18 protein-coding genes are annotated in these 25,627 nt (G+C 38.6%); 12 read left to right on the top strand and 6 right to left on the bottom strand.

Translation table 11 applies throughout. The annotated features are described in order from the left end of the window. Nucleotides 1–479: 479 nt before the first annotated feature. From BLR32_RS19915 to BLR32_RS19935, 5 genes are all read left to right on the top strand, one after another. Nucleotides 480–1,472: a helix-turn-helix transcriptional regulator gene (locus BLR32_RS19915; protein WP_089834593.1), complete on the top strand. Its 993-nt coding sequence runs from the start codon at nucleotides 480–482 to the stop codon at nucleotides 1,470–1,472. Between the two features lie 376 nt (nucleotides 1,473–1,848). Then, on the top strand, nucleotides 1,849–3,201 hold the full coding sequence (locus BLR32_RS19920; RefSeq protein ID WP_089834594.1) for a glycoside hydrolase family protein: 1,353 nt from the start codon (nucleotides 1,849–1,851) through the stop codon (nucleotides 3,199–3,201). 33 nt (nucleotides 3,202–3,234) lie between these two features. Continuing rightward, nucleotides 3,235–3,489 (top strand): type 2 periplasmic-binding domain-containing protein, encoded by a 255-nt coding sequence (locus BLR32_RS19925; protein ID WP_089834595.1) that lies wholly within the window; start codon nucleotides 3,235–3,237, stop codon nucleotides 3,487–3,489. Between the two features lie 17 nt (nucleotides 3,490–3,506). Further along, nucleotides 3,507–5,720, top strand: a complete 2,214-nt coding sequence (locus BLR32_RS19930) for a protein kinase/lanthionine synthetase C family protein (RefSeq protein WP_089834596.1) — start codon at nucleotides 3,507–3,509, stop codon at nucleotides 5,718–5,720. Further along, nucleotides 5,717–6,502 carry a hypothetical protein gene (locus BLR32_RS19935; protein ID WP_089834597.1) on the top strand — a complete coding sequence of 262 codons (786 nt, stop codon included), beginning with the start codon at nucleotides 5,717–5,719 and terminating at the stop codon, nucleotides 6,500–6,502. The genes BLR32_RS19930 and BLR32_RS19935 overlap by 4 nt, the downstream gene beginning before the upstream one ends. 30 nt (nucleotides 6,503–6,532) lie before the next feature. On the opposite strand, the gene BLR32_RS19940 is transcribed toward BLR32_RS19935, so the two are convergent. The 3 genes from BLR32_RS19940 to BLR32_RS19950 are packed head-to-tail and all read right to left on the bottom strand — an operon-like array spanning nucleotide 6,533 to nucleotide 9,236. Further along, nucleotides 6,533–7,438, bottom strand: a complete 906-nt coding sequence (locus tag BLR32_RS19940) for a metallophosphoesterase (protein ID WP_089834598.1) — start codon at nucleotides 7,436–7,438, stop codon at nucleotides 6,533–6,535. A 5-nt stretch (nucleotides 7,439–7,443) separates the two neighbouring features. After that, the gene (locus tag BLR32_RS19945; RefSeq protein WP_089834599.1) at nucleotides 7,444–7,992 is read right to left on the bottom strand and encodes a hypothetical protein; all 549 of its coding nucleotides are present in this window, start codon (nucleotides 7,990–7,992) and stop codon (nucleotides 7,444–7,446) included. After that, complete coding sequence (locus tag BLR32_RS19950; RefSeq protein ID WP_143011526.1) at nucleotides 7,989–9,236, bottom strand: DUF4221 family protein; 1,248 nt, start codon at nucleotides 9,234–9,236, stop codon at nucleotides 7,989–7,991. The genes BLR32_RS19945 and BLR32_RS19950 overlap by 4 nt, the downstream gene beginning before the upstream one ends. A gap of 776 nt (nucleotides 9,237–10,012) precedes the next feature. On the opposite strand from BLR32_RS19950, the gene BLR32_RS19955 reads away from it, so the two are divergent. Beyond that, nucleotides 10,013–10,348 (top strand): hypothetical protein, encoded by a 336-nt coding sequence (locus tag BLR32_RS19955; protein ID WP_089834601.1) that lies wholly within the window; start codon nucleotides 10,013–10,015, stop codon nucleotides 10,346–10,348. Nucleotides 10,349–10,870: 522 nt separating this feature from the next. Then, entirely contained in the window at nucleotides 10,871–11,227 is a 357-nt protein-coding gene (locus tag BLR32_RS19960) for a hypothetical protein (protein ID WP_089834602.1), read from the top strand. A gap of 78 nt (nucleotides 11,228–11,305) precedes the next feature. Here BLR32_RS19960 and BLR32_RS19965 read toward each other — a convergent pair whose 3' ends face one another. The 3 genes from BLR32_RS19965 to BLR32_RS19975 all read right to left on the bottom strand — a co-directional run bounded on the left by BLR32_RS19965 (nucleotide 11,306) and on the right by BLR32_RS19975 (nucleotide 19,107). Further along, nucleotides 11,306–13,936, bottom strand: a complete 2,631-nt coding sequence (locus BLR32_RS19965; protein ID WP_143011527.1) for a metallophosphoesterase — start codon at nucleotides 13,934–13,936, stop codon at nucleotides 11,306–11,308. A 276-nt stretch (nucleotides 13,937–14,212) separates the two neighbouring features. Beyond that, the gene (locus tag BLR32_RS19970; protein WP_089834604.1) at nucleotides 14,213–15,652 is read right to left on the bottom strand and encodes a RagB/SusD family nutrient uptake outer membrane protein; all 1,440 of its coding nucleotides are present in this window, start codon (nucleotides 15,650–15,652) and stop codon (nucleotides 14,213–14,215) included. A 35-nt stretch (nucleotides 15,653–15,687) separates the two neighbouring features. Beyond that, nucleotides 15,688–19,107 (bottom strand): SusC/RagA family TonB-linked outer membrane protein, encoded by a 3,420-nt coding sequence (locus tag BLR32_RS19975; protein WP_089834605.1) that lies wholly within the window; start codon nucleotides 19,105–19,107, stop codon nucleotides 15,688–15,690. A gap of 373 nt (nucleotides 19,108–19,480) precedes the next feature. On the opposite strand from BLR32_RS19975, the gene BLR32_RS19980 reads away from it, so the two are divergent. From BLR32_RS19980 to BLR32_RS20000, 5 genes are all read left to right on the top strand, one after another. Next, a complete protein-coding gene (locus tag BLR32_RS19980; protein WP_089834606.1) occupies nucleotides 19,481–20,029 on the top strand; it encodes an RNA polymerase sigma factor in 549 nt (182 codons plus the stop codon). Nucleotides 20,030–20,096: 67 nt separating this feature from the next. Further along, entirely contained in the window at nucleotides 20,097–21,242 is a 1,146-nt protein-coding gene (locus BLR32_RS19985; protein WP_089834607.1) for a FecR family protein, read from the top strand. 74 nt (nucleotides 21,243–21,316) lie between these two features. Then, nucleotides 21,317–22,780 (top strand): hypothetical protein, encoded by a 1,464-nt coding sequence (locus tag BLR32_RS19990; RefSeq protein ID WP_143011528.1) that lies wholly within the window; start codon nucleotides 21,317–21,319, stop codon nucleotides 22,778–22,780. Between the two features lie 9 nt (nucleotides 22,781–22,789). Next, the gene (locus BLR32_RS19995; protein ID WP_089834609.1) at nucleotides 22,790–24,292 is read left to right on the top strand and encodes a hypothetical protein; all 1,503 of its coding nucleotides are present in this window, start codon (nucleotides 22,790–22,792) and stop codon (nucleotides 24,290–24,292) included. Nucleotides 24,293–24,316: 24 nt separating this feature from the next. Then, nucleotides 24,317–25,627 carry a DEAD/DEAH box helicase gene (locus BLR32_RS20000; RefSeq protein ID WP_089834610.1) on the top strand — a complete coding sequence of 437 codons (1,311 nt, stop codon included), beginning with the start codon at nucleotides 24,317–24,319 and terminating at the stop codon, nucleotides 25,625–25,627.

The raw sequence follows: 25,627 nt of genomic DNA on the forward strand, positions 1-25,627 counted from the left end.
CACGAAATTGTGGAATTATTTCCACACTATTTGTAGAGACTCCCCTATCTGCGATAAGATTTACAACACTTATCCGGGTATAGGCCGGTGGTATGGTAATTGAATCTTTTCTTATTGAATAGAGATTTTTCATTCATAGCTGTTGTTTTAGTTATTGTCCCGGGTAGCGATTCCCGGGACAATTTTTTTTCATTAACATCTCATTCACACTTTTCTTATTTCAAGCATCTACATTTGATCATCCAATTATGTTTAATCCATGCATCTGCGATGCAGATGTCAAATATTTTAACAGGTTGTTTTCTTGTTTTAAGTGAAGAGCCAGGTTGTTTAGCCTGGCTCCTTTTATTCTTAATAATTACTTAACCTGCTTTTTTTTGCTCCTGTTATTATAACAATTAATATTACCAAGCTAGCTACGCCCAGAACGTTGACCTTATGCCAGCTTATCCACAACCCTCAAAGTAAATGCGACCTATATGAACGTGACTATCGAATATGGTATAGTCGGAATTCCTGAGCACCATATTAAAATAACGCATCAGTTGCCCCCACAATATGCTGCGTACCGCTGTGATTTTGCGGATGCGGTACTCGTGAGCAGTCCTTCTATAGATATCATTTATCATACGACTACGGCTGATGGCTGTAGCCTGAGCAATAACATCTTCATTGTTAAAGAACCTGTGCAGCTGCTACCGAAAGTCAAAGAAGGAGTAAGTATGGCGTGCTGTATGATAGAAGGCAGTATCAATCTTACCTATGCAGATCTGACGACCATTCCCCTGCTCCAGGGGCAGTATAACTGTTTTCATATTATAGGCCAGCAGCAACCTACCTTGTTTAGTCCCGGAATTTATGAAGTGCAGTATTACGGGTTTAGCCGGGATATGATTGCGACGTATACCAGTCATTCTAAATTAGCCAAGAAATGGCTGTATAAGATGGATATGGGTATGCCTGCGCTGCTTACTGCCAGTCCGGGGATTATCTGGGAAGGGCTGTATCATCTTAATCATGAGCTGAAGTTCTCGGTGATAAATACAGGATTACGGAAGACATGGCTGTTAGGCAAACTGCAGGAACTGCTAATTCTTATTCTCGAACAACAGGATACTAATACGGTGTCCTCTTCGCAGGATGTTACTTTTAATACGATTAAAACGTTTATCCGTAATAATGTGGATAAGGAGCTGACGATCGGCCAACTTGCTTCTACGTATTTTGTTAGTGCATCAAAACTGCGGCAGAGTTTTATTAAGTACTGCGGTATGTCGTTTAGTGATTTTCAGTTGAAGGTGAGGATGGAGAGAGCCAGGGTGATGTGTTTGGAAAATGATGTGAGCATAGCGCATATTGCGTATGTGCTGGGGTATAAGAACCCGTCGGCATTGACGAAGGTGTATAAGAATTATTATGGGGAGACGCCGAGTGAAACGAGGAAGAATGGGGGGTATAACATGCTGTCGTAACTTCATTCAATAAATTTACTAGATTTCTCTATCTTAATAGATGTAACAAAACACCACTTCACCATCCCCAACAAAAAATCGACTGCGAAAATCCTTACAGAGGATAAGTAAATATGCCTCCCCGGATAATTATTGAAACATTTATTAACCTAACTTTAATATTGCGATAGTAAAGATCTCAACCTATAGACGAATTTGCAACCCAACTGAAGAGTACTTAACCCTGTTATTACTACCATTGTATATTTCTAAAGAATAGGTAACAGCTTATGACAATCATGCTAAGCCCACTGGGCAAGGAATAACTATTTCTACCCCGTTAGCCCACAACATTACTCAGACGCTGCTACTTTTTGTTTAACCATACATTCTTTATATGGTAACCCAGATACCAGATCGTCTTTTAAAGAGGGACGATGTAGATCAGCATGTCTTTAATCACGTTTCAGGCAACTATCCTATTTCATATGGAAAGCTGCGTGAGGCACTTTGCAACAATAAAAAGGAGGGAATAAAATTTATTAATTACCTGTTACAGGTGATTGAGTCTGCTCCATATATGAATGTTTCATTAGCGAAACATATTCTCTGTTTATGGACTGGTATATCTGCAGAGAAGTTCTCTCGCCAAACGGATGTTAGTGTTTTTATTACTGATAGTGGTATAGCGGGATTGCTTCAATCTTATATTCGTTCAGATGAAAATAGCTATTCCGATATAAAAATTATAAGAGATGCGCTACTATCCTATAAACACGACCTAAGCAAAAGAATAAAAAGGGAAAACTCCAAACCCGGGTTACTTACAAAAGATTATCTAGCTGGCTTTATTCAGGATAGCATTGATGACGTTTCAAATCCATCGATACAGCTTTTGAGCGCCGCCTGGAAGGCAGGGATAAGTGTTTCTAATATGCAACTTAAAACTGCGGATGCACTTTCTGTTATTGAAGATCTATTAGAGACATGTCCACCAGGTTTGTATAATGGTAGTCATGGTATAGCACGAAATCTGGCAACAGCTATAGAATGTGGTCTTGTTCCTGCAGACCCAATCTATATAGACTGGATAAATCAATTACTCAGTAAAGAAGAAAATGACTATTCTCTCAAGCAAGGTATTGCCTGGTATGGCATTGCTAGCATGGCTTGCAGGAATTTCATTTCTCCGGCAACTTTTGATGGAAGGCTGAAAAGGTATACTGCTACACTTGCAGATGCAATGCCTGATAGCTCGGGATTTGCAACGGGATTAGCCGGCATTACTTATTTTTTGTTATCATATGCGCAATTATCCGGCAACAAAAAGTCGCTGCAAGCAGGGCTTGAAAACCTGATATGTTTGACGGAGAGAGCTTATCATAAGGCAGGCACCACACATTGGCGATCTCCCCGTAATGAGCTTGTTACCCCTTGGGATGAAGACGGTGCTATACATATCTCACTAGTTTTCATTAAAGCTTATGAACTAACAGGGTCGATTGTATACAAACGATATGTGGAAGCGTCACTCTATTCACAAGAGATATATACTATTCATAATGATCTGAATGAGTATGCTGCCTTCGGTAACATTCTGCTTAATGCCTATCAGTCACTAAAAGAGCATTTGTGGTTAGGTAGAAGCTATTGGGGAGCCCAGGTAATTCTGCAATTGAAGGGACGAACGGATCTGGAAAAAGAAAACATGTTACAATTTCTTTTGAACTACTATAACCGACTTTCATAAAACCTATTCCATTATAATAATCCAATTAAGTATATGACAATCGACATTTTATATCGCCTGGAACATATAGATAATCTCATCCGTATTAAAGGGACAGGAACTCCTGATCAATTAGCACACCGGTTGGGAATGTCGAGGAGAAGCCTGTTTGATTATCTGAATCTGATGAAAGAGTATGGCGCTCCAATTAAATACTGCTCCCACAGACAGAGCTACTACTATGAAACAGAAGGCCGTTTTATGGCAATGTGCACTTTTAAGGAAGAAGGAGAAGAAATTAACATCTAAACCCTCAAACTATTTACATGCGAGAAGATAAAAGTATCACCACGATCATCAATTCCGAAGCGGAAGAAAACATTAGTGAGGAAACGCCCAAGGGAAAAGTTGTAAAGAAAAGTGGGCAGCGCATTGGCTTCAATTATATCATTTATAAGAGTCTTAAGGAGAGTCAAAAGAATGATGTAATGAAGTGTTTCTATATAAAAGGGCTATTCAATTTCGGTACTTGTGTTATCAAAGAAGGCACCCTTGGAGACAGTAAGGACAAACATGGACGGGATATAAAGGATCGTTTGGTGTGGCAAAAGGAACTGCATGAAAAGCTGCAGGGTAAAGTACGAGTCCCTCGTTATTTGGGAAGTTTCGAAGAAAATGGAAACTATTATTTAGTCATTGAACGAATAAAGGGAGAATCTCTTGTACATATGTTCAAGAAACACAACAAAGAGTTAAGAGAAAGTGTGATTACCCGGAACAAACTGGGTCGAAAATTTCTTGGATATATTCTGAAGATTATTGATCTCATGGATGAATTACATAAGAACAATGTAGTTCACAGAGATGCGTCCTCCAATAATTTCATGATTACACCTGGAGGTAAGATTGCTCTGATAGACCTTGAGCTCAGTTACTCCATTGATCAACAGTTACCCTCACCTCCCTTTCAGCTGGGCACCCATGGCTTTATGTCTCCCCAACAGATAGCAACATTAACTCCCACTGTACAAGACGATATCTTCGCATTAGGTGCTAACATTTTCCAGATGTGGACGTATATATCTCCAAGTAAAATTGTAGATACTACCTATGAAAAACTAGTCAAGAAAATCAATTTCTTCATACCTGATCAAAAGGTGGCAGATATAGTTACTCAATGCATGCATCCGGATCCAGATGAACGCCCGGCACTACAAGCAATAAGAAAAATCATACACGAATACAAAGCAGATCACAACACAAAAATTCATAGAACTCAAAGCCATCCTCACTTATATGACAGGCAGGAAGTATTAGAGATCATACAAAAATCCATCAATACTTATAGCACTCCTTTGCTGGCAGACCCTGAGAAAGGATGGTTTGCTGACAATATGAGAGATGCTTCTGGTGACAAAGATAAAATCAACAAAGCTTGGTTTGGCAGCTTCCACCAAGGAGTTGCCGGCGTAATTTATATGCTGAGTAAAGCAAAATACGTAGGAATGAACGTAGATGTCACGTCACCATTCGTGCAGAAAGGGCTTGATCTTATCGAACAAAAATATATTAACAGAAAGTACAGTACCTCCCCGAGCTTGCATTTCGGATCATCCGGTATCGCCGCTACTATTACTACAGCCATACACACAGGATTACTGGAATTTCAACCTAAGTATACCGATTGGATATACGCTCTATTAGAAAAAGAGAATGAAGACCTTAATATTTTCAATGGTATATGCGGGCAAGGGATTGCAAATATGATATGTACTCCTCTTATATCAGACAAGCAACTCTCAGAAAAAATACATGACTACGTACAGCAATTACTTTCTCTGCAGCAAGAAGATGGTTCATGGATTATCTTCCCCAAAAGCAAGAAAAAGAAAGTACCTAAAGGGTTTGGGACAGGCATTTCTGGTATTATATACTTTCTACTCGAATACGCAAAACGTTTTAATGATGAGCAAGCCATCTTAGGCGCTGAACGAGGCCTGGAGTGGTTAATTGGAAAAGCTAGCCGGCATAAAGAACGAATTTGCTGGCCATCAAATTCTGGTAAAGAGCCTAACACATGGTGGACGATTGGAAATGCAGGAATAGCATTGGCATTTATTAAAGGATACGCATTAACCAATAATTTGAAGTATAAGAAGTTTGCTGCTGGCGGACTATACTATCACAAAGAAAAGGGCGTTAATAATAGTCTTAGTCAGACAAATGGATTAAGCGGATTAGGAGAAATTTATCTGGATGCTTATCAGGTTTTGAAAGACCCTATATGGCTACAGCGAGCTGACTGGGTGGCACAAAACGTACTACATTTGCTTAAAATCCATCCTACCCATGGTATATATTGGCTAACAGAGCATGAAAAACAACCAGCCCCCAGTTTTATGACCGGCAATAGTGGGGTGCTTCACTTTCTGTTAAGGTATTGCTATCCTGATAAGATTGGTATTCCTTTATCTGTATACAATCATATTGAAACAGAGATTCAAACTCCAAAATTTATAACACATATACCAATATCATGAAGATACTCCAAGTTATCGACTCAGCATCTATATTATTCTCTCAAAAGATAAAAGTTATACTCGTCCATGCAGAAACCAAGGAATTAATTAGTACACACATTCTTGACAAGAGGCAATTACCCCCTGAATTCAACAAACCTACTATATTAGAGATTGAAAATATTCGCTGGCGGGTGGTAAAAGCTAATGTCGATAGTCCAGGAAACTATTTCCGCTCACCTAAAATATCATTACACGTAATATTATCTGATCATCCACTTCCTGTAAATAAATTTTTAGTACCAACTCACGCCTTATTTAACCAATTCACAACTACAAACACAATTTCTTTATTCAAAGACTTTAGTTTGGCACTCGCTGACGAAGAGTGGCTCCAATTTGAATTCCACCCAGTCGAAAGCATCGACTTCATACAAGAAACAACTTCGATAATCTCAACCATTATAAACTCACCAGATGAAAACGGCAACCTCCTAGGTTATACTAGTTCTTATATAAGAGATTCTACCTGGGCTCGTCCGCTACAAATTCAGCTTGATGAATTTTGCTCATTTATGAATATTAAAGAGAAAGGGAATATCATTATGCCGAACAATAATTTTATTGAAAATGGATTCTCACTGCGGTCCGATAATTACATTTATTATGGCATCACAAATAATGGCGCAATTAAAAAACTAGCAATAACAGGATTTGATTGTATTGACGATGAACTTTCCGCTATATTATCAAGATTTAATCTTGTATTCGTGGATTGGTGTAATGCAAGCATATTAAGCTAACAATTTAATTTTCATCGCCTCGTAGGCCAATTATGGCATCTCTTCTGGCTTTCCATTACTTTTAATTCTAAAAAAATGGCGTCCTTTAATTAACAGGCCATCAGAATGTTCTTCCATATGTCCAGTATGAACATTTATAAGCTTACCGGCATAGAAGAGTTCTATCTTTTCCGCAGCCTGATAGCCACTCACTATCCGTTTTACCTTAAAACGCTTTAATATCTTATTAACTTGATCCTCATCACTCCTTACTCCTTCGCCCTCAATATTACCATTGCCCGGAAAAATATCTCCTATAGTAGGAGATTTAAATAGACTCTTAGGGTTGCCAAGGGTTTTAGCCAAACTATTAATCTCTTCGATAGTTCTAGCACCGTAAAGTACCCTCATAGAAAGGCCTCCGTGTACAAACAATGTATGTCCAATTTTCTCGATTAGATTTTTTGTTTTCAACCAACGCCATAATTCATTGCTACCATCATACAGGACAGTCGAAGCATTGCGCCCAACTTTTTCTGCCTTTGCATATTGGGGATGCCTGAATCGCCATTGACCATTTAAATTCTTTATTTCTTTATCACCCAAAATGAAATGTAGATGCCCATTCATCTTCTCCGCCTTTTCCTCAAGTGAATAAATAAGCCAAAGGCATTCTAGCACGTCTTCGTTATCCTCTAAACAATTTCCTAGTATAATGACATGCCCTTCTTTAAAAACCCAATTAAGTTGTTTATCTATGATTTTACCACGATATAGAATCTTACAAAATTTCTGAAAATCCCCTCCGACATCAGATATTACAAACATGCCACCTCCTCCTTTAAACACACTCCTTTCATTTATCAGCTCTCGCTTTAATCGTAGAGAAAAAAACCGATCTTGCTTATTAGGGTCTGCATGCGGTATCTGCAGGGAAATTTCTATTTTTTCTGGCATACATTCTAATTTCTTGATCCTGAAAAAAACTCTCTTAAATCATCTCTTACTGTCACGGGTATTGCTCTTACCCTTTTATATGCATTACGATTATATGTATAATAAATCGTTGGTTTATCTTGGCATAAATTCAATCGATACGACAAATTAGAGCTATCCAAAAATAATTTGTTCTCAATTGTTGGCAACTTGCTATTCTGCTCTTTGAAATATCCCTCAATAAATTGTCTCCCACCGTTGGCATTAATAATAATAAAATGTCGATCCTTAATGTTGTCCTTGTGCTTAATAATACTGTCAATAGTCTTCTTCCGACAACTTGGACAACTTGCCTGGACAGGCAATATCAGAAATGCGAGAGAATCATTAAGTTTATCATCAACAACTACATTATCTACGACTTTTAGTAGATTTTTAAATATTGAGTCGCCGCTTTCCTTTGCGACTATCATCTCGACGCTCCTTTTACTAACATCGGGCTTATCACAAGAGAAGGCGATGACTGACAATGCAATCACAAAAATAAGCGACGATTTTTTAGAATAATTTTTCATTTATTTTCCCTCTGGTATTGGGTTAACGTCATTTTAGCGCTTTTATCATCGGTGTAAAGCAATCTTACAAAGCGCAACTCATGTCCATCCCTAGATTTTGCCATCGTATAAATAGCACCGTCGTCCAAAAAAAGCAAGAAATTAAATGAAAAATCATCATTGATACCAGATTCACCAATTATCTTGAAGGTTTCATCAAATACTATTATACTTCTCTTCTTTCTACCAGATTTTGATTGGAAATCAGCCTCACTCATTTTCTGCTTTGCCAATCTCAAGTATCTTTTTCTATAAGGATCAAACAATATTTCGCCATAAGAATCACGTAAAGAATATACCTTGTAACCGTCCTCCTTTTGAAGCTGTTCTTTTGAAACTGTCTCAATTTCTCCTTTTTGAAATTTACTTCTCCCAAAATATGCCACGTGATAATTGGCTAAATCAGTTTCATAAATATTAGGATCGGCGGCAAAGCTAAAAACGAAATTCCCTCTATTATTCATGCAATAGCCATAATCTACAAAAGCATAACCTAATAAGCCATTTTGATAAATATCAGGAAGAGAATAGTAAGGAGTCTTTGTTTGGTTATTCATATCGAACTCGTACAAAGTCCTCCATCTCCTTTGAGCATCAAGAGATTTGTCATTAATCGCTGGTTTAACGGCTATATAAACCATATTACCTCTGAAAAGCATTGGAGATGTGGTAGTAGTATATGGTCTTCTACCTAAATCCTCCGAATATTTTATTCCCCTTTTTACTTTCCCGGTACTATCTACTAAAAATAATGTAGTCATCGTTGTGATATATATACTATCAAAATTCTTAACAAATACACTTACCTTATCAAGTTTGCTACTTCTAATCCATGTATATAAGGGCACTCTTTTGATCAATCTACCGGAATAAAAATTATACATACTAATGGATTTGGAACCACGATCATAAAAAGACATATAAGTGCTATCCCTGTTTTTAAATAAATTCAATGACTCAATTCGCTTATAGGTATGCTCAGCCAAAATAAAGCACAACGTATCCTCAGTCGGGTTTAACCGAATATCTCCATAAACAGGTGCTATGTATCTATAATCTGCCCTCACAACACTTTCTTTCTTGTGACAACTAATGAACACTGAACATATAATAATAAACTTTGCCAGATTTCTCATTTTATCATTTTTATTATTTCTCTTTGGGCATTGGCTTTCCGCATCAAACTCCAAGCCTTGATAAAGCACCTACAAATTAGTTTTAGCGGATGCATTTTTTTTGCACTGAGTTTCTATAACCTCCAGTAAAACTAGCTGTATCTCAATTCAAGTTATTTTGACTACTTAGCAATCTTTTGTATACACTCCATTAACTCAAAAATTAAACGGTGCAAGAAAAATGCATTCCTAGCTAATATATTCGTATTGAAGTCTAACAACTGTTTCACTAAATACTTTTAAAAATGAATTCATATAAAAAAATATCGTTGTTAACGCCCTTCTTACAGTTACGCCCATTGTTACCGAAGTTGTTATTCCAGAAAATTCACCATAAAGAGTTAATAATGGAACATTAAGAGCATTTAATACCGGTGATAGTGATAATGCCGACGTATTATTCATGTTTAATTGTGTCAGGTGGTGGTCCACATCCTTGCGCAAAAAATCTAACAATTATAACCGGCGCTTGTGTAGTAATGGATGAAAGTAGAATCCTGATGTATTGTCTACATTATCAAACAGTAGACAATACATCAGACGCTGGAGGTCCTGGTAATAGGAATCAAAGCAGTGTATTGGATATAGTATAAGCAGCCCCTTCTAAAAATATACTTGCCTGAAAACAAAAAATCCTGGAAATCACTCTATCCTTATACAAACTTTTCTTTTTTAGCCCTTTCAATATTTATATTTCGTACCCGATGGACTAATAATAAGACATAATTCCATGTCTTAATAAGAAATTGATTAGTACAATAAAAAATAAACCTCATTAGCTATTTTTTACGTTAAATATATGTACAATGAAAAAAAACTATTTCACAAATCTATCAATATTAGGTTTAGTCCTCCTAGTTGCTTCGGCTGCGACCACGTCTATCATTCCTGATAAATCAAACAACAAAAGAGCTAACAATGGGACATTGCGACCTAGCGACAACGAAGAGGAGCTTACCTGTATATTTGTAACAGGGGGAGGTGTAAACTCATGTACAGTAAGCATAACCAATACAACACCAATTGGTGGATTCGAAAGTCTAGTTAAAATAGGTACTTTTTATTATCAAACAATAGGCAACACGTCAATAACCGCAGACGTTGTTGGAGATCAAAACAGTATGTTAGAAATTGTAATATAATTATGCTATCAGAGAACATTCGCTAAAAAACAGACCATTTTGCAATTATATGCTATTGGACAAAACAAAAATCTTCAACCAGCTAAAGCTCAATTTAAAAAAGATGCGTATTAATTGTTTATCAAAAAAAAACCGTGTTCGGTTCAATTGTAACAGGAAAACAGAGTCACGTTACATCGAGTCCATCAATATTTGAAAATGGTTAACTAATATCTATAAATACTCCACCCACAAATACTACAGGATTGAGTAGCCTCTAAGGTCCAGCAGTGAAGCACGTTCAACCAAGTAAATCCAAAACAGATTTTAATGGCTAAGATATAATAATTATGTTAAAAGAGTCATCATTCACCCATCCAGAGATAGAAATTCTAAGCAATTGACATAAGTAAAAATAAAGATTCTTTATTGTAGAATCATGCCAATGCAAGAAAAATGCATTTCTAGAAGTTAATTTTATAATAAGAATTTAATGGCCATTGAATTAAAATTTTAATTTAATAACTATCAAAAAAAATTTCTATGAAAAGGGTATCTGTTAAAAACCTATCATTATTAGGTTTAGTTTTAATGGCTGCATCTGCCGTAACGGCAGCCGTTATGCCTGATAAATCAAATAACAAGAGAGTTAACAATGGAACATTGAGAGCTTTTAGTAATGGTGATTCTGTTAATGAAGATGTTATATCATGCGTAATCGTATCTGGCGGTGGCGTAAACTCTTGCACAGTAAGCGGAACAGCTACTACAGCTGCTGGGGCTCAAATTGATGAAAGTAGAGTGCAAATCGGCAGCCTCTTCTATCAAACAGTAGGTAACACTTCCCAAACTGGAGGCCCTGCGAATGGGAACCAAAGTAGTGTGCTGGCTGTTGCATAAAAATAGCATCCCCATTAAAATAGTAATTGAATAAAAAAAGGTGCTTGCAAAATGCAAGCACCTTTTTTTATTCAATTACTATTTTAAAAAAACGTACTTCTCCTCCTTTTTGAGAGTACTATTAACTTCAAGCGAAGTTTTCTTTCCTTGGGTATTAACTCGGTAAAATTCTCCATATTCAACCAATAACGCCTCTGATTTGCCATCTGCATGACGCGTATCTGTATTTATAACTTTGTTAGCATGATGCATGCTAACTGTATCACTCACAATAGTATGTCCTGTAATGATATGGGAAACTGAATAAATTTTTAACGTACTATCAATATATCCAGTATTCTTTTGCCCCGTATAGTATCCCCTATACCAAAAAGGAGATTGAGAAGAACTCATTACAACATTTGCATATTCATCTGTGAGTGCATCGCCATTTCTGTCATAATACTCTCTGGCGATCCTGTTTATCTGTTCTAGGGATAATTTCAATTTGTTGATTCCTGGAGATACTCCTCCATGGGCAAATAATAAGTTTCCAATTTTTTCGATTATATTTTTCGTCCTCAGCCATTTACCTAATACTGCATCATTGGAATATAGCTCACTGGTTGAGCTATTCAGTATAGCCGCATTTCTTTTATACTTTTCATGGACATACCTGTTATCTCCTTGAAGATTCATTATTTCATGATTGCCTAGTATAAAATGTACAAATCCTCCTTTCTCTTTTGCTTTTTGCTCCAATGAGTAAATCAGCCATAAACATTCTGTCACCTGGCTACCTCTATCAAACACATCACCTAAAAGAACCAAATGTCCCTTTCCGAAAGTCCAGTCATAATTTTCATCTATTACACCATTTGAACGCAGCAGATCCCTAAGCGCTTTTAAATTTCCCTCTATATCAGAGATAGCGAGTATCTTCTCGGCATCGCCAAATTGACACGGCGTCCCATGAGCTTGTTCTTTTAACTTAACTGTAAATGAGTTTCCTCCTGTATCTGAAGGGACATTAAACGATACAGCTTGTTTTTTATTTATTGTCTCGTTCATCAATGATATCCCATTTATTCGACTTATTCTTATTGTGCTATCCCCTTCCCAAACATAAGGTCCATCCTTTATAAGCAGCAACTGCTCCTTTATCAGATTTACTAACAACCTCCCATTATCTATTCTAGGATCTATTTTTGATCGTCCGCGCACCAAATGGCCATATCCATCCATAAGAAGGATGGATGGATATGCCGCAATTCCAAAATTCTTTATCATGCTATGCTCATTCCCTTCCCCGTTTGTGTATAAATTAATACCATTCCCGGTAGTATATTTTTTCTGACCCACACTTTGAAGCCATCGATCCTTACTTTCATCTACACACACATTCAAAAACACAACGTCAGAATCTGTTTTAAAGGCCTCTTCCACTTTTGACAGAGCGGGAACCATTTGTATGCAACCTTTACAACCGGTAAACCAGAAATCCATAATTACCACTTTGCCTTTCAAATCTTCCTTGCTAAATATATTTCCATACATGTCTACCAGCTTAAAACCGACGTCTCTCTTTCCCATTTGTCTTTCCCGTTCCTCTACCTCATATTTACGAACTTCTTTTTTATGGTTTTCAAAGCCCGGCTGCTTGTAATAGTCTGCTAGGATTTCCTCTATCTCAGGATAAAAGCCCAATTCATGCAGCAACCCATGTTCATGATTGAAAAAAAATGCCAGAACTTTCTCTCTAATAAGGCCTTTGTATCTTCGTTTTGCCAAATTGTATCTAACGACATATCCATCTACCTCTTCTTTACCTAAAATTGAAGTATCTGACCTTCTATCTTTAAAAAATCGGTTTCTCTCCCTCAAAGCATAAAACTTTAGAATTGCATATAGATAATATGGATCTCCCACAAAGGAAGACTCGTATTGAAGCCATTGCGCCCCAGCGCCATTCATTGTTGAGTCAAAAATTACGCAAAGATCGCGATTAGTCAATCCGTACTGATTAACTATTAAGGAATCAGATGAATCTGATTTCACGGAACCACGACTTAAATAGGAGAAGCGCACCATCCTCTTTTCTTCTATCTCATATAAAGCTCTTTCTTTTATTGCATTGTAAGCAAAATCCGACATTCGACTTCTATAGTTATCAATCAACTCCGTCGTTTTCCTTAATTTATCGTTCAAGTAAGTATTCCATGCAAAATAATCATTTAGATTTTTCAGGGGTTTAAACCTTCCAGACAATGCTTTAAAGGAATCCGTAAGTTCCATGCTGTCTTTAAGTAAGGCTAACTTATAAAGTAATTCCCATTTAGCAGCCCCCCTCCCTGAGAAAATAGGTTCATCTCCTTTGTAATTCACTACAATGCTATCGCCAGACTCTATATGATAACCAATCTTAGACCCATTTGCGAAAAAATCTCCTTTAATATATTTTGGCCTATCTAAAGACAACACACATTTTATTCTTTTATTGATGACACGTTTGACAATGGTATCATACTTATCACTGGTATATGACACCACTTCCATAGGGACAGTTGCCAAATCAATCGTTTCTTTTATATAATCGGGAGGAACCATCCCCTGCAGCACGGCCCTACCTTTAGAATAATTCGTTTTCTTTTGAGCAAATCCATGATATACACTCAAAAAAAAAACTAGCGTCGTTACAATTTTTATTCTCATCACTTTTCTATTTTTCAAAATTTCTGAATTAATCTTACTTTTTTATAACGGAATTGGATATTCATTTCTCCTTGAGCTAAGATAACCTATCATATATCCTTACTTTTAACGACCACACTCCTATCCTATAAACCTATGCGCTCCGAATTTATTCATATATAGCAATTTACATTGCTGAATATTATATAAATCATACTTTCAGGCCGCCAAAAAAATGATAATCAAGCAATCAGGCAGGCATCCACGTAGCAATACTCGTAATCAATAGTTATGATAGGTTAATAGGGTATATGCCTAATAACCTATATTCTGTGGCAGATTCTCAAGCATTACGTCTTGCAATGGAATAGGGGATATAGCTTTGTCACTTGGATAAGGCAATTTATTCCAATCATTATTTAAAACGTCCTTTCTGACAACTGGTTGCTGCCATCGCTGCAAATCATACATGCGCATTCCCTCAAAAGAAAGCTCTTTTCTACGCTCCTCCCAAATCGCATTAATTAATTCATTTCCACCAATAGTTAATGAAGATATCTCAGGGTCAGCTCTTTTTCTCACCGCATTTAAATAGTCTCGAGCTTTATTTTCATCGCCCAATAGGGCGCACGATTCTGCAGCCATCAAATAAACTTCTGATGACCGTATAATTGGATGATAATAATCAGCTTCCGGAACAGTACGCATCCCAGCGACATTTACTGGAAATTTAGTTACCTTAAACGTACCATCAGAATATGTCACCCATTTCGACCGTACATCATTAGAATCCTTCATAAGGATTGATGCAATATCTTCTGTCGCCAGGTAATATGAAAATGTTCCCCTCAAGTATCTACCTAAGAAATTACTATTATAGAGATCTCCTGGTGTAGCTTGAAATAGAACCTCTGTTTCAACAAAATTCTTGTGATAAAATAAACCATCTGGATATCCGTTAGCAATGGTTAAAAGCGGCACCTGTTCGCATAATTTTTCCGACAATTCTCTCGTTTGAGCATATTTGCCACTAAATAAATAAACTCTTGCCAGTAAGGCCCTAGCGGCATAGTTGTTAATATATCTTATATCTATTGATGACATCTCGGGCAATAACTGAACTGCCATATTTAAATCCGCAATTATACTATTATAAACCTCCGCCACAGATTGTCTTGTATAATGTTGCGTAACATCTGAAGTTGTAATATACGGGACGCCCATATGGCTTGCATTTGGCGTAAACTTATAGGTTTGAGCAAATATATTAACCAACTTAAAATACAACAATGCTCTTAAAGCGTAGGCCTGCCCTTTAATATTATCAGCGACATCTGGATTTTCTTTCCGATATTTCTCAATATCCTCAATTATAAAATTGCATGCCCTTATTATAAAATAACTAGACCGCCAAGAGCCATTCATATTCACCGAACCGGTGCTTTCACTTAGGTCGGGTCTGTCTCCCTTTTGCTGAGCCCAAGTATAATGAAGAAACAGACTTTGAGGAGGTAACGCCAAAGGCTTTAAATTATCTGCAATTAGTTCTGGATATGCGTTACCGATTCCTTGCACAGAGTACTGATTGAATAATTCATATGTTCCATTCAAAAACTCTTTCATACTACCGAGATCTCTGACATACGCCTGCCTCGTCAATACACTTTTATCAACTACATCCAGAAAATCTGAACTACATGCAGCGATGTTTGTGCATAAAATAACCAGTATAACTAAATATTTATGGTGCTTCATTGAATTGAATTATATAATTTAATACAAAAGCTTAATTAAAAAGTTGCATTTAGCCCAATGCTATAAGAACGTTGCTGTGGATACAAGAAATTTCCATTACCAAATACATTTACATTCTCGGGGTCATCACCCGAATATCTTGTCCATAAAGCAAGATTATGCGCTTGAATAAACACTTTTGCTCCATCCAAATGCAAATGTTGCAGCATTCCCTTATTTAAATTATATGTTAGAGAAATATTAGCTAAACGGATAAAATCTCCATTGAACAAAAAACGCGTTGAAGGAGCCGTGCCGTAATCGTACTCTGCTCCAGCCACTCCGTTTAACAATCTTCTAGGATTAAGCGTTATATCACCAGGTTTTTGCCAGCGATTCAGCGCAGATTTACTTTGGTTGATATATGGATTTTGGCCATCATTCTGTAAAAATGAGCCATTATAGTAAATTTTCGATCCATATTGGTAGTACAACATTGCCGCTAGTTCAATGCCTTTCCATGAAAATGTGTTAGTAATTGAACCAAATCCATCCGGTTGGGGCTTACCTACATATTTTTGCTTTGCTGCATAATAATCCTCCGTATTTTTTCCTAAAGAGTCTATCCACATTGGTCTCCCATTTGCTGGATTTACCCCTGCCCAAATTGGCAAATAAAATGAATTGTATTCATGGTCAACTTGATTCACAACCAATCCTCCCCCTGCAGACATCACAGTAGAGAAAAAAGATTTTACGAGCTTATTGCTATTTCTGCTCCAATTGGCGCTAACACCCCACTTAAAGTTCTTCAACTCGATAATGGAAGCCATTAGTGATAATTCAATCCCCGAGTTTTTCATATCTCCGATGTTAGCGGTAATAGTGCTAAAACCTGTAGCAAGTCCTAAAGGGATGTTACTAGCAATCAGATTCTTAGTCTTTCTATTATAAACATCTACAGTCACACCAACACGCTGTTTAAACATCTGAAGATCTAATCCGGCATTCCAGGTAAAAGTCTCTTCCCATTTAATCCCCGGATTACTAGGTCTACCACTCGTACGCGGAAAAACCGCACTCTCATTCAGAAATTGCTGCATAGAAAGGTAATCGTATCGCAAATTATCAGCTATTGCGGCTGAATTCCCTGCTGGTCCAAAACTCCCCCTTATTTTAAAGTTATCTAACCATCCTTTTGTTCGCTTGAAGAAAATTTCTTCCGATGCAATCCAGCTTCCTCCTATTGACCAATAGCTACCAAACCGCTCATTTCTGCCAAATCGTGAAGACCCATCTGTTCTAATTGAGCTTGTTAAAAAATACTTGTTTCTGAATCCAGTATTTAGTTGACCGAAATATGATAATAATGTTTGTCTTCCATCACTGCTTGCCGCGCCAAACAATATGCCTCCTTGCGCCTGATCAAGCAATGGGTTCGTTGAAAACCCTCTTACCTCGACATATGAACTCTTAACAGTCAATATTTGTGCCTCTTGCCCAATCAAGAACTGAACATTAAGACCATTAGTGAATTGTTTGTTATACTGCAAAGTATTTGTGTTTATAATATTGGCTGTCCTATAATTCTCTTCTCTCAGCTTTCCCCCTGCATCAGTACTACCATCAACTGCCAGCGATGGATGTATCTTCTCTTTTAATTCGTTCAACATAAAATCTACCCCCACGCTTGAGTTCAATTTGAAATTATTCAGAAAACTGGCTTCGCCATATAATCTACTTAACCCACGATAGGCTGTATTTCTGTTAATATTCAGTATTGCTTCAGCTGCAGGATTAGCTGTCAAGAAACCTCCCGAGAGAGTTTGCCCCCAAGAATAATTGTAAACAAACTTACCCGAAGAATCATAGATCGGGTTTAAAGGAGAAGAAGACTGCAGCACATCAAAAGATGCTCCATTGTTATAATTCTGAACATTATATGACAAGGCTGCATTTAGCCCTATTTTTAGCCAAGCTCTAGGGCGATTTTCATAGTTAACACGAAGAGACTTACGATCGTAACCTGTATTTTTAACTACTCCATTTTGTTTCGTATACTCGAGATTTACATAAAAATTGGATTTGTCATTTCCCCCCGACAATGATATTTCATTGGCCATCGAAATTTCATTATTAGAAAATAATTCTTTTCCCCAATCAGGAGCAGGATAAAAACTAAGATTACCATCTTTATCTCTATAAGTTGGGAATTTTGGTGTGGCGGGGCTAGGCGTGATTTGTAAATCCGCAAGAATATCTGTGTCTGTTATGCCAGGATTAGAATTCCGGTAAGCTTCAAACAATAATTCAAGATATTCCTGTTGGTTAAGTAAAGGGACTCTTTGTTTAAGGCGTGAGGAAACATCTGTTTGATGGCGGAAATTAAAAATTGTTTTACCGAGCTTTCCTTTTTTAGTGGTTATTAAAATAACCCCATTACTAGCCTTAGCTCCATAGAGCGCAATGGCCGAAGCATCCTTCAAAATGGAAATAGATTCAATATCAGAAGGATTTAATTGTGCAATAGGATCGCTCACAGGCGATGAATTGCTCGATAAGGCACTACTTTGTCTAGCAGGATCCTGGAAAACGGGAATACCATCCATAACTATTAATGGATTTCTAACTGTTGCCCCAGCATCAATTTTTCCTCCAGTTGCTATTCCTCTTAACAAAAAATTACTCGGTGCACTACCCGGCTGTCCATTTCCAGCAGTCACTAGTAGCCCAGGCACTAGCCCCTGTAAACTTTTATCAAAACTTCTATTTGGCAACGTTTGAATCTGTTCGCCTGTTACAACTGTTATTGCGCCAGTTAAAGCTCTTCTTGTTGAAGTTCCATATGCCGTCACTATAGTTTCATTGAGGCTATTATCTCCTGGCTTCAGTTGTACTTTCACATTCGTCCTCCCTGCCAGAGGCATCTCGGTCGTTACAAATCCAGTATAACTCACTTGTATAACATCATGCTCACCTACACGTGCCAACGTAAATGATCCATTATCTTTCGTCGCTGTCCCAAACATCGTACCCTTCAACCTCACACTCGCTCCAGGCAGCGGCATTCCTTTTTCATCCATCACCACTCCACTCACACTTACCACCATCACCGTGTCCTTCCTTCTCTCCGCAACAATCGACCTTATAAATATCTTATCCTTATTCCCCTTCACATACTCATACGTCAACCCAAGCGGCGGCAACATTTCCGCCAGGGCCTCTTCAATTGGTGTAGAAACAAACTTAACCCCAACATATTGACTAGTATTCAAATCTCCGAAACTCAGAGTTACTCCGGTCTGCTTCTCAATAACATTAAACACATCTCTTAGGGAAATTTGACTGTTCGTAATCGTCACATTACGGCCAGGTTGCACGCTCTTCTGTGCATGTAAACAAATACAAGGAAGCAACAGCCAAAGCAAGACCATTAAGCTATGCCTCGCATAGCAGTGAGTAAATTTTTGTTGCATAAGGACAAGACTAAAAATGGTTAGTTAAATACAGTTACAGTCACCTGACATTTTATATTAGTAATAGATTTAGGCAAAGACATAGTTACCCTTTATAACCTAAAGAGCAGCCTCACTGAAAAAAGGGTGAAGACGTTTATCAAAAAAATTTCATCAAAAAAACTAACCCATCCGCTACCCCCCAGAAAAATGTGGGTTTTCGGGCCTATGTTAACTGATTATTAAGAAAAAAAACCAAAGAAACAGTGTAAATTAAAGTGTCTAATCTGAGGACTGGCAACAATAATTTAATAGGGAATGCTATGATATTAACTTAAAGGGGGCTAAGTTTACACGTGCTTTTAGAATTTCACACCTGAATTTATCAGCCAGCATGCACACCGATGCGAACGAAGAACTGCTGTTAAAAGAGCTGAAATCCGGGGATCCCAAGGCTTACAAGACGATGTATATGCGTTTTGAAAAACAATTGCTTTTTGAAGCCAGCAGGTTACTAGGCAATGTGGAAGAAGCCAAGGATGTAGTCCAGGATTTCTTTATCGATTTTTTCGAGAAACAGCGATATAAGAACATACATACCAACCTGAAGGGTTATCTGTTTATATCTATAAGATATAACTGTATGCTGATTCTGAAACGGCAGAAGAGCCTGCATAAGACCTTACAGGAATATCGTAATGCCCAGGACGAGCCAACCGTACACCTGGAAGAAAAACAGGAACCGAGCATTTACGATTTAATAGACAAGAAAGTGAACGATATATTAGAATATATGCCAGCACAAAGGAGCAAAGCATTCCAACTTTATGTATTACAGGGACTAAAAAGAAAACAAGTAGCCCATGCAATGGGACTCAGCGACAATACAGTGAAAACACATCTCGCCTCTGCTATTAAAACAATACGCGAAAAATTGTCATAATCTTTTATTAATTATCTCACCCATTTCAGGAGCAAGATACTCTTATACTTGAATTAATAATCACTCGATGGAACTAGACTGGGATCATATTCATCAACTGATGAATGAAAAAGTGATGGGGGTTATTAGCGAAACAGATGAGCAACACCTTCAAAATGCATTAAAAGAGTATCCGGACTTACAAGCCGAATTAGATGAGATCCAACTGGAATACACTAATTGGTTACAGCAGCCCGCCGTACAGCAAATAGACAGTGAAGCCGCTTTCGCTTTAATTGAGGATGAACTGAAACGAAGAAGACAAATTCGTAAGCGGAGATGGATTACCTATTTCTCCGTCTCGGCAGCAGCTACTGTAGCGCTGCTGATATTCTTCATATATCCCCTTTTCATAAACCATTCCGATAAATCAAGCTCAAGCCCAAAACTGGCGTTCAACAAAACGCTTCAATTACAATTGTCTAATGGAGAAGTAATAGATCTCTCCACCAGACAAGACAGTATTACAGTTAATGGTGGCACTCAGCTGAACAATACCAACAACTCCCTGACATACACCACAAAAGAAAAGGCCCCGTCCCAAAGCCAGGTAAATAGTCTATGGGTGCCTCCTGGTATGGACTATCACATTACATTATCCGACGGTACTCTCGTTTTTCTGAACAGCGCCACCACTCTGAAGTTCCCTTTCCACTTTGCGGGTAATACCAGAGAGATCACTATCGACGGGGAAGCCTACCTGCAGGTTGCCAAAGATCAAAACCGGCCTTTTATCCTTCATACCCCAAGGGGCACTGTACAGGTATTGGGTACAACCTTTAATGTGAACACTTATGATTCCGGCAGAGTAAAAGTTTCGCTTGTAGATGGCGCTGTTTCTTTTGAGTCTGCTGCTAAAAAGACGATCCTTAAACCAGGTCAGGCTATTACATACATAGAAACAGCAGGTTCGGATGTTACAGCATTAAATGAAAACGATCTGCTCTGGATCAAGGGAAGATATAAATTCGATCATGCTCTTTTGTCTGATATCACTACAGTATTGCCACGCTGGTATGGCATACAGGTAACAATTGATAATAAGGAAATGGCCCGAAAAAGGTTCACTGGTACTATCATTAAATCAGAGCCAATAGGAGAATTCCTTGAATTGATCAAACTAACTACAGGAGCCCAATCTTACTACAAAGACGGTGTCTTACACATTCATTAAAAACATATTCTACATCTCCTAAATAAAATTGCTATCGCGATACTTACATTGCTGTCTGCTTAAAGCAGCAGTTTATGCCATTGAAAATCCCTTTTAGAAGACACCCCGATTATATCCTTGGATATATTTGCATTGTTGTAACCCTTATACAATTTGCCATTCTTAAATATTGGTATCCATGGCCAAGCTTCTGCATGGACTCCTACAATTACCTGGACAGCGCCGCTCAATCACTGAATGTGAACGTATGGCCTATTGGATATGCTAAACTGATCAGCTTTGTCGGTTTGTTCACTCATTCCGATACAGCACTGATTTTCGTACAGTATTTTTTCTATGTCGGAAGCGCATTATATTTTTTTTATACCATCCTGCCACTTGTATCGTTTGCCAAATGGATAAAATACGTGCTATTTATTATTTTATTCCTGAATCCGGCCATGCCGTTGATCAGCAATAATATTCTCAGTGACTCTTTCTTTATAGGATTAAGCCTGTTATGGATAGCTCAGCTCATCCGGTTGTATAATGGTGCACAGAGCCTATTACTACTTTTTACCCATTCACTCGTATTATTGATGACCTTCTCGGTAAGGTATCAGGCAATGTTCTATCCTCTTATAAGCATTATAATTATTGTGCTATGTACAATGCCAGTATGGAAAAAATGGGCTGGCATCGCAATGATTGTAGTATTGATCAGCGGGTTCGTAATATTTACCGTAAACGAAACCGGCAAAGACTACACGGTTAAACAATTCTCTTCCTTTGCAGGTTGGCAAATGGCCAGCAATGCGCTACTGGCATATTCATATGTAACAGATCGGAAAAAAGTACCGATTCCTGACAAGTTTAAACCACTCCATACTGAGGTGAACCATTACATGGATTCACTCCATCAACAAAGTTCCTATCTCAAAAGAAGATACTTTACCACCTCAGCATTTTTCCTATGGGATATCGGATCTCCTTTACAGACATACTCATTCAAAATAAGAAATAGCCGTACACAGGCAAAAAGAATGGCGGCAGTTGGGCCATTATATAATCAATATGGACTGTTCCTGATACAACAATATCCCTGGCAATTTGCCTCACGCTATGTTTTAAAAAACATGAGGCAGTACTTCTTTCCTCCAGCGGAGAACTTTGTGGAGTATAACTCAGGAAAACACACCGTAAGAACAGTAGCGCAGAAATGGTTCCAATACGATTCCAGGACTATTGATAAACGATACGATATAACAGGCATCAAACTTTTTACATTTTACTTTCCCCTGTTTATCGTTCTCACGGCTATTTTGTTCACCTTAGGATGTATCGGATATTTTGCTTTTGGCTGGAAACGGCTTGCATCACCACAATTCACACGTGCACTCAAAATAGCTATTCTCTTTTGGATATTTCATTTTGCCTTCAGCGTACTGGCATCTCCTATCGTACTCAGGTATCAACTATTTAACCTGATTCTTGGACTCTCTTTTGCATTGCCATTAACTGCGCTGTTTCTTGCTAAAAATGAACGCCCTACCTCATAAATCAAGCTTATGGAACCCGAAGTTCAATCAAAGAGTAACCCCGACCGCATCTATGCTTATGCTGCTATCGTTATAGCATTTGTGCAGTTTATTATCTTTAAGTATCTCTACCCATTCCCTAATTTCCTACCAGACTCCTACAATTATATCAGGAGTGCTCTCAGAAATATGAATGCCAATCTATGGCCTGTAGGATACTCCAAACTTATTAGCTTCGTTGGTTTCTTCAATCATTCTGATACGCTACTGATTTTTGTACAATACTTTATGTACATCGTAGCGGCACTGTATTTCTTCTTCACCTTTCTTAGCATCATCCAATGCAGCAAATGGGTGAAAATCGGGATATTCATCTTCCTATTCCTCAATCCGGCTTTCATATTCATAAGTAACTATATCTCCAGTGATATATTCTTTACGAGCCTTAGCCTAATCTGGATATCACAATTATTCAGGATAATTAAAACACCTTCCACTACGCTACTGACAGCCCATATATTCATCCTGCTGTTTGCTTTTGCTGTCAGGTATAATGCCTTGTTTTATCCTGTTATCAGCATTATTGTGATCCTAAAAACTTCAATACCAAAAGGAAGTAAAGTGTTCACAATCATCACCATCTTCCTCACCCTCGTAACCTTTGCCATGTACACATCCAATGAAAATAAGCGGATATTCGGTACCCGGCAGTTCTCTGCCTTTGGAGGATGGCAACTGGCCAGTAATGCACTGACGGCTTATGAACATGTAGAAAACAGGAAACAAGCTCCTGAGAAGTTTGCTGCACTCCAGGCAGAGGTTAACAAATATCTTGATTCCGTAAAAGCTACGGCAAATGAAGATGCAGAGCCTAAGACCCATTATGCTTTCTATCTATGGGAGGAAAAAGCCCCCTTACAAAGATATTCGCGTATTGTTACCCCAACGGGTTCAAAGAGGATGGCCACTGTTGCCCCTTTGTATAAGGATTATGGCACTTATCTCATCAGCCAGCATCCGGGAGCATTCTTTAATCACTATCTTCTCCCCAATGCAAAACAGTACTTTTTGCCCTGGCCAGAGTTCCTGAGTATCTATAATCAGGGATTAACCACCGTGAAATCAGAGGCGGTACAGTGGTTTGGATATAAAAACAACAATGTGAGTACCCGTGTCGCGAAGAGAACAAACCATCTCTTCGACTACTACCCCATCCTCATCGTCTGCATCACCCTCCTCTTCCTCGGCGGCAGCATCCTCTACTTCACAAAAAAATGGTACCTCTTTACCACCACCCAATTCCGCTCCGCACTCCTCATCACCCTTCTCTTCTGGATAACCAACCTCTTCTTCAGCGTCTTCGCCTCCCCAATAGTCCTGCGGTATCAGTTGTTCAACATGGCTCTCGCCTTCACTTTCGCCCTCCCCCTGGTGGATTTCTTCTTAAGAGCGGAAACCCCGCCTGCAGACATAAGCACCCCACCGGAAGACGCCGAACCAGACCCCGAAAAAACCGCCCTCCAACCCCTATAATAAGAAATACGTACTTTTGCCCCAATGCAAAAGTACGCTAACATACTCTCCGCCTTCAAAATCGACGCGCTCAATGAAATGCAGCTCGCGAGCATTGAAGCCAATCAACAGGCTGACAACGTAATCCTCCTCTCCAATACCGGCTCAGGAAAAACCCTCGGTTTCCTCCTCCCTGTACTGGAGCTATTAGATAAAAATACTCCTGGTACCCAGGCACTGGTCATCGCGCCTTCCCGCGAACTGGCCATGCAGATTGAAAAAGTCTGGAAAACCATGAGCACCGGTTATAAAGTAACCTGCTGTTATGGCGGACACCTAAGAGAAACAGAAGAGAACAATCTGCTGGAAGCACCGGCGCTGATAGTAGGTACGCCGGGAAGACTGGGAGATCATATTCGTAGAGAGAATATCAAAACAGAAGGTATCAAGACCTTAGTTCTGGACGAATTCGACAAATCGCTCGAACTCGGTTTCCAGGAAGAGATCGAATTCATCATTGAATCTCTCCCAAATCTGAAGAAACGGATATTAACCTCTGCCACAGAAACCGTAGAGATCCCCGATTTCGTTGGCTTAGAATCCCCGGTAAAACTGAACTTCCTCACCGAAGAAAAATCAGAAGCACTGGCTATTCAATATGTGGAAAGCGAGGATAAAGATAAGATAGACACTCTGTTCAGGCTGATCTGCCACCTCGGCAACAGATCAACGATCGTATTCTGCAACCATAGAGAAGCAGTAGAACGTACAAATGGCCTGCTGAAAGAAAAAGGCCTGACAACAGTATTCTACCACGGGGCTATGGAACAACAGGAAAGGGACGCGGCATTATGTAAGTTCAGGAACGGGACCTCGAATATACTGGTCACAACCGATCTCGCCGCCCGTGGCCTCGACATTCCGAACATCAGATACATCATCCATTACCACCTGCCACATACCGCAGAAACATACACCCACCGTAACGGCCGTACAGCAAGAATGGACGCCAGCGGTACCGCTATCCTCATCATAGGCCCGGATGAAAAAATGCCTGCCTATGTAGAAGAAGAGGTGACGAAAATCACCCTCGCAGACAACTACGAACTACCGGAAAAACCCAAATGGACCACCTTCTTCATCGGCGCCGGTAAAAAGGACAAGGTTAACAAGGTAGACATCGTCGGCTTCCTCACCAACAAAGGACAGCTAAAGAAAGAAGACGTAGGCCTGATCGAAGTTAAAGACTTCTTCTCCTTCGTAGGCATCAGAAAGAGCAAAGCCGCCCACACTCTCGCCCTCATCCAGAAAGAAAAGATCAAGAATAAAAAAGTCAAAATCGACGTAGCGAAATAA

Source organism: Chitinophaga filiformis, from assembly GCF_900102545.1.
GTDB classification, from domain to species: Bacteria; Bacteroidota; Bacteroidia; order Chitinophagales; family Chitinophagaceae; genus Chitinophaga; species Chitinophaga filiformis.

What these genes read in the sequence shown, in the direction of transcription:
- BLR32_RS19915 (WP_089834593.1), top strand. Translation starts at nt 480, where the DNA reads ATGAACGTGACTATCGAATATGGTATAGTCGGAATTCCTGAGCACCAT.
- BLR32_RS19920 (WP_089834594.1), top strand. Translation starts at nt 1,849, where the DNA reads ATGGTAACCCAGATACCAGATCGTCTTTTAAAGAGGGACGATGTAGAT.
- BLR32_RS19925 (WP_089834595.1), top strand. Translation starts at nt 3,235, where the DNA reads ATGACAATCGACATTTTATATCGCCTGGAACATATAGATAATCTCATC.
- BLR32_RS19930 (WP_089834596.1), top strand. Translation starts at nt 3,507, where the DNA reads ATGCGAGAAGATAAAAGTATCACCACGATCATCAATTCCGAAGCGGAA.
- BLR32_RS19935 (WP_089834597.1), top strand. Translation starts at nt 5,717, where the DNA reads ATGAAGATACTCCAAGTTATCGACTCAGCATCTATATTATTCTCTCAA.
- BLR32_RS19940 (WP_089834598.1), bottom strand. Translation starts at nt 7,438, where the DNA reads ATGCCAGAAAAAATAGAAATTTCCCTGCAGATACCGCATGCAGACCCT.
- BLR32_RS19945 (WP_089834599.1), bottom strand. Translation starts at nt 7,992, where the DNA reads ATGAAAAATTATTCTAAAAAATCGTCGCTTATTTTTGTGATTGCATTG.
- BLR32_RS19955 (WP_089834601.1), top strand. Translation starts at nt 10,013, where the DNA reads ATGAAAAAAAACTATTTCACAAATCTATCAATATTAGGTTTAGTCCTC.
- BLR32_RS19960 (WP_089834602.1), top strand. Translation starts at nt 10,871, where the DNA reads ATGAAAAGGGTATCTGTTAAAAACCTATCATTATTAGGTTTAGTTTTA.
- BLR32_RS19970 (WP_089834604.1), bottom strand. Translation starts at nt 15,652, where the DNA reads ATGAAGCACCATAAATATTTAGTTATACTGGTTATTTTATGCACAAAC.
- BLR32_RS19975 (WP_089834605.1), bottom strand. Translation starts at nt 19,107, where the DNA reads ATGCAACAAAAATTTACTCACTGCTATGCGAGGCATAGCTTAATGGTC.
- BLR32_RS19980 (WP_089834606.1), top strand. Translation starts at nt 19,481, where the DNA reads ATGCACACCGATGCGAACGAAGAACTGCTGTTAAAAGAGCTGAAATCC.
- BLR32_RS19985 (WP_089834607.1), top strand. Translation starts at nt 20,097, where the DNA reads ATGGAACTAGACTGGGATCATATTCATCAACTGATGAATGAAAAAGTG.
- BLR32_RS19990 (WP_143011528.1), top strand. Translation starts at nt 21,317, where the DNA reads ATGCCATTGAAAATCCCTTTTAGAAGACACCCCGATTATATCCTTGGA.
- BLR32_RS19995 (WP_089834609.1), top strand. Translation starts at nt 22,790, where the DNA reads ATGGAACCCGAAGTTCAATCAAAGAGTAACCCCGACCGCATCTATGCT.
- BLR32_RS20000 (WP_089834610.1), top strand. Translation starts at nt 24,317, where the DNA reads ATGCAAAAGTACGCTAACATACTCTCCGCCTTCAAAATCGACGCGCTC.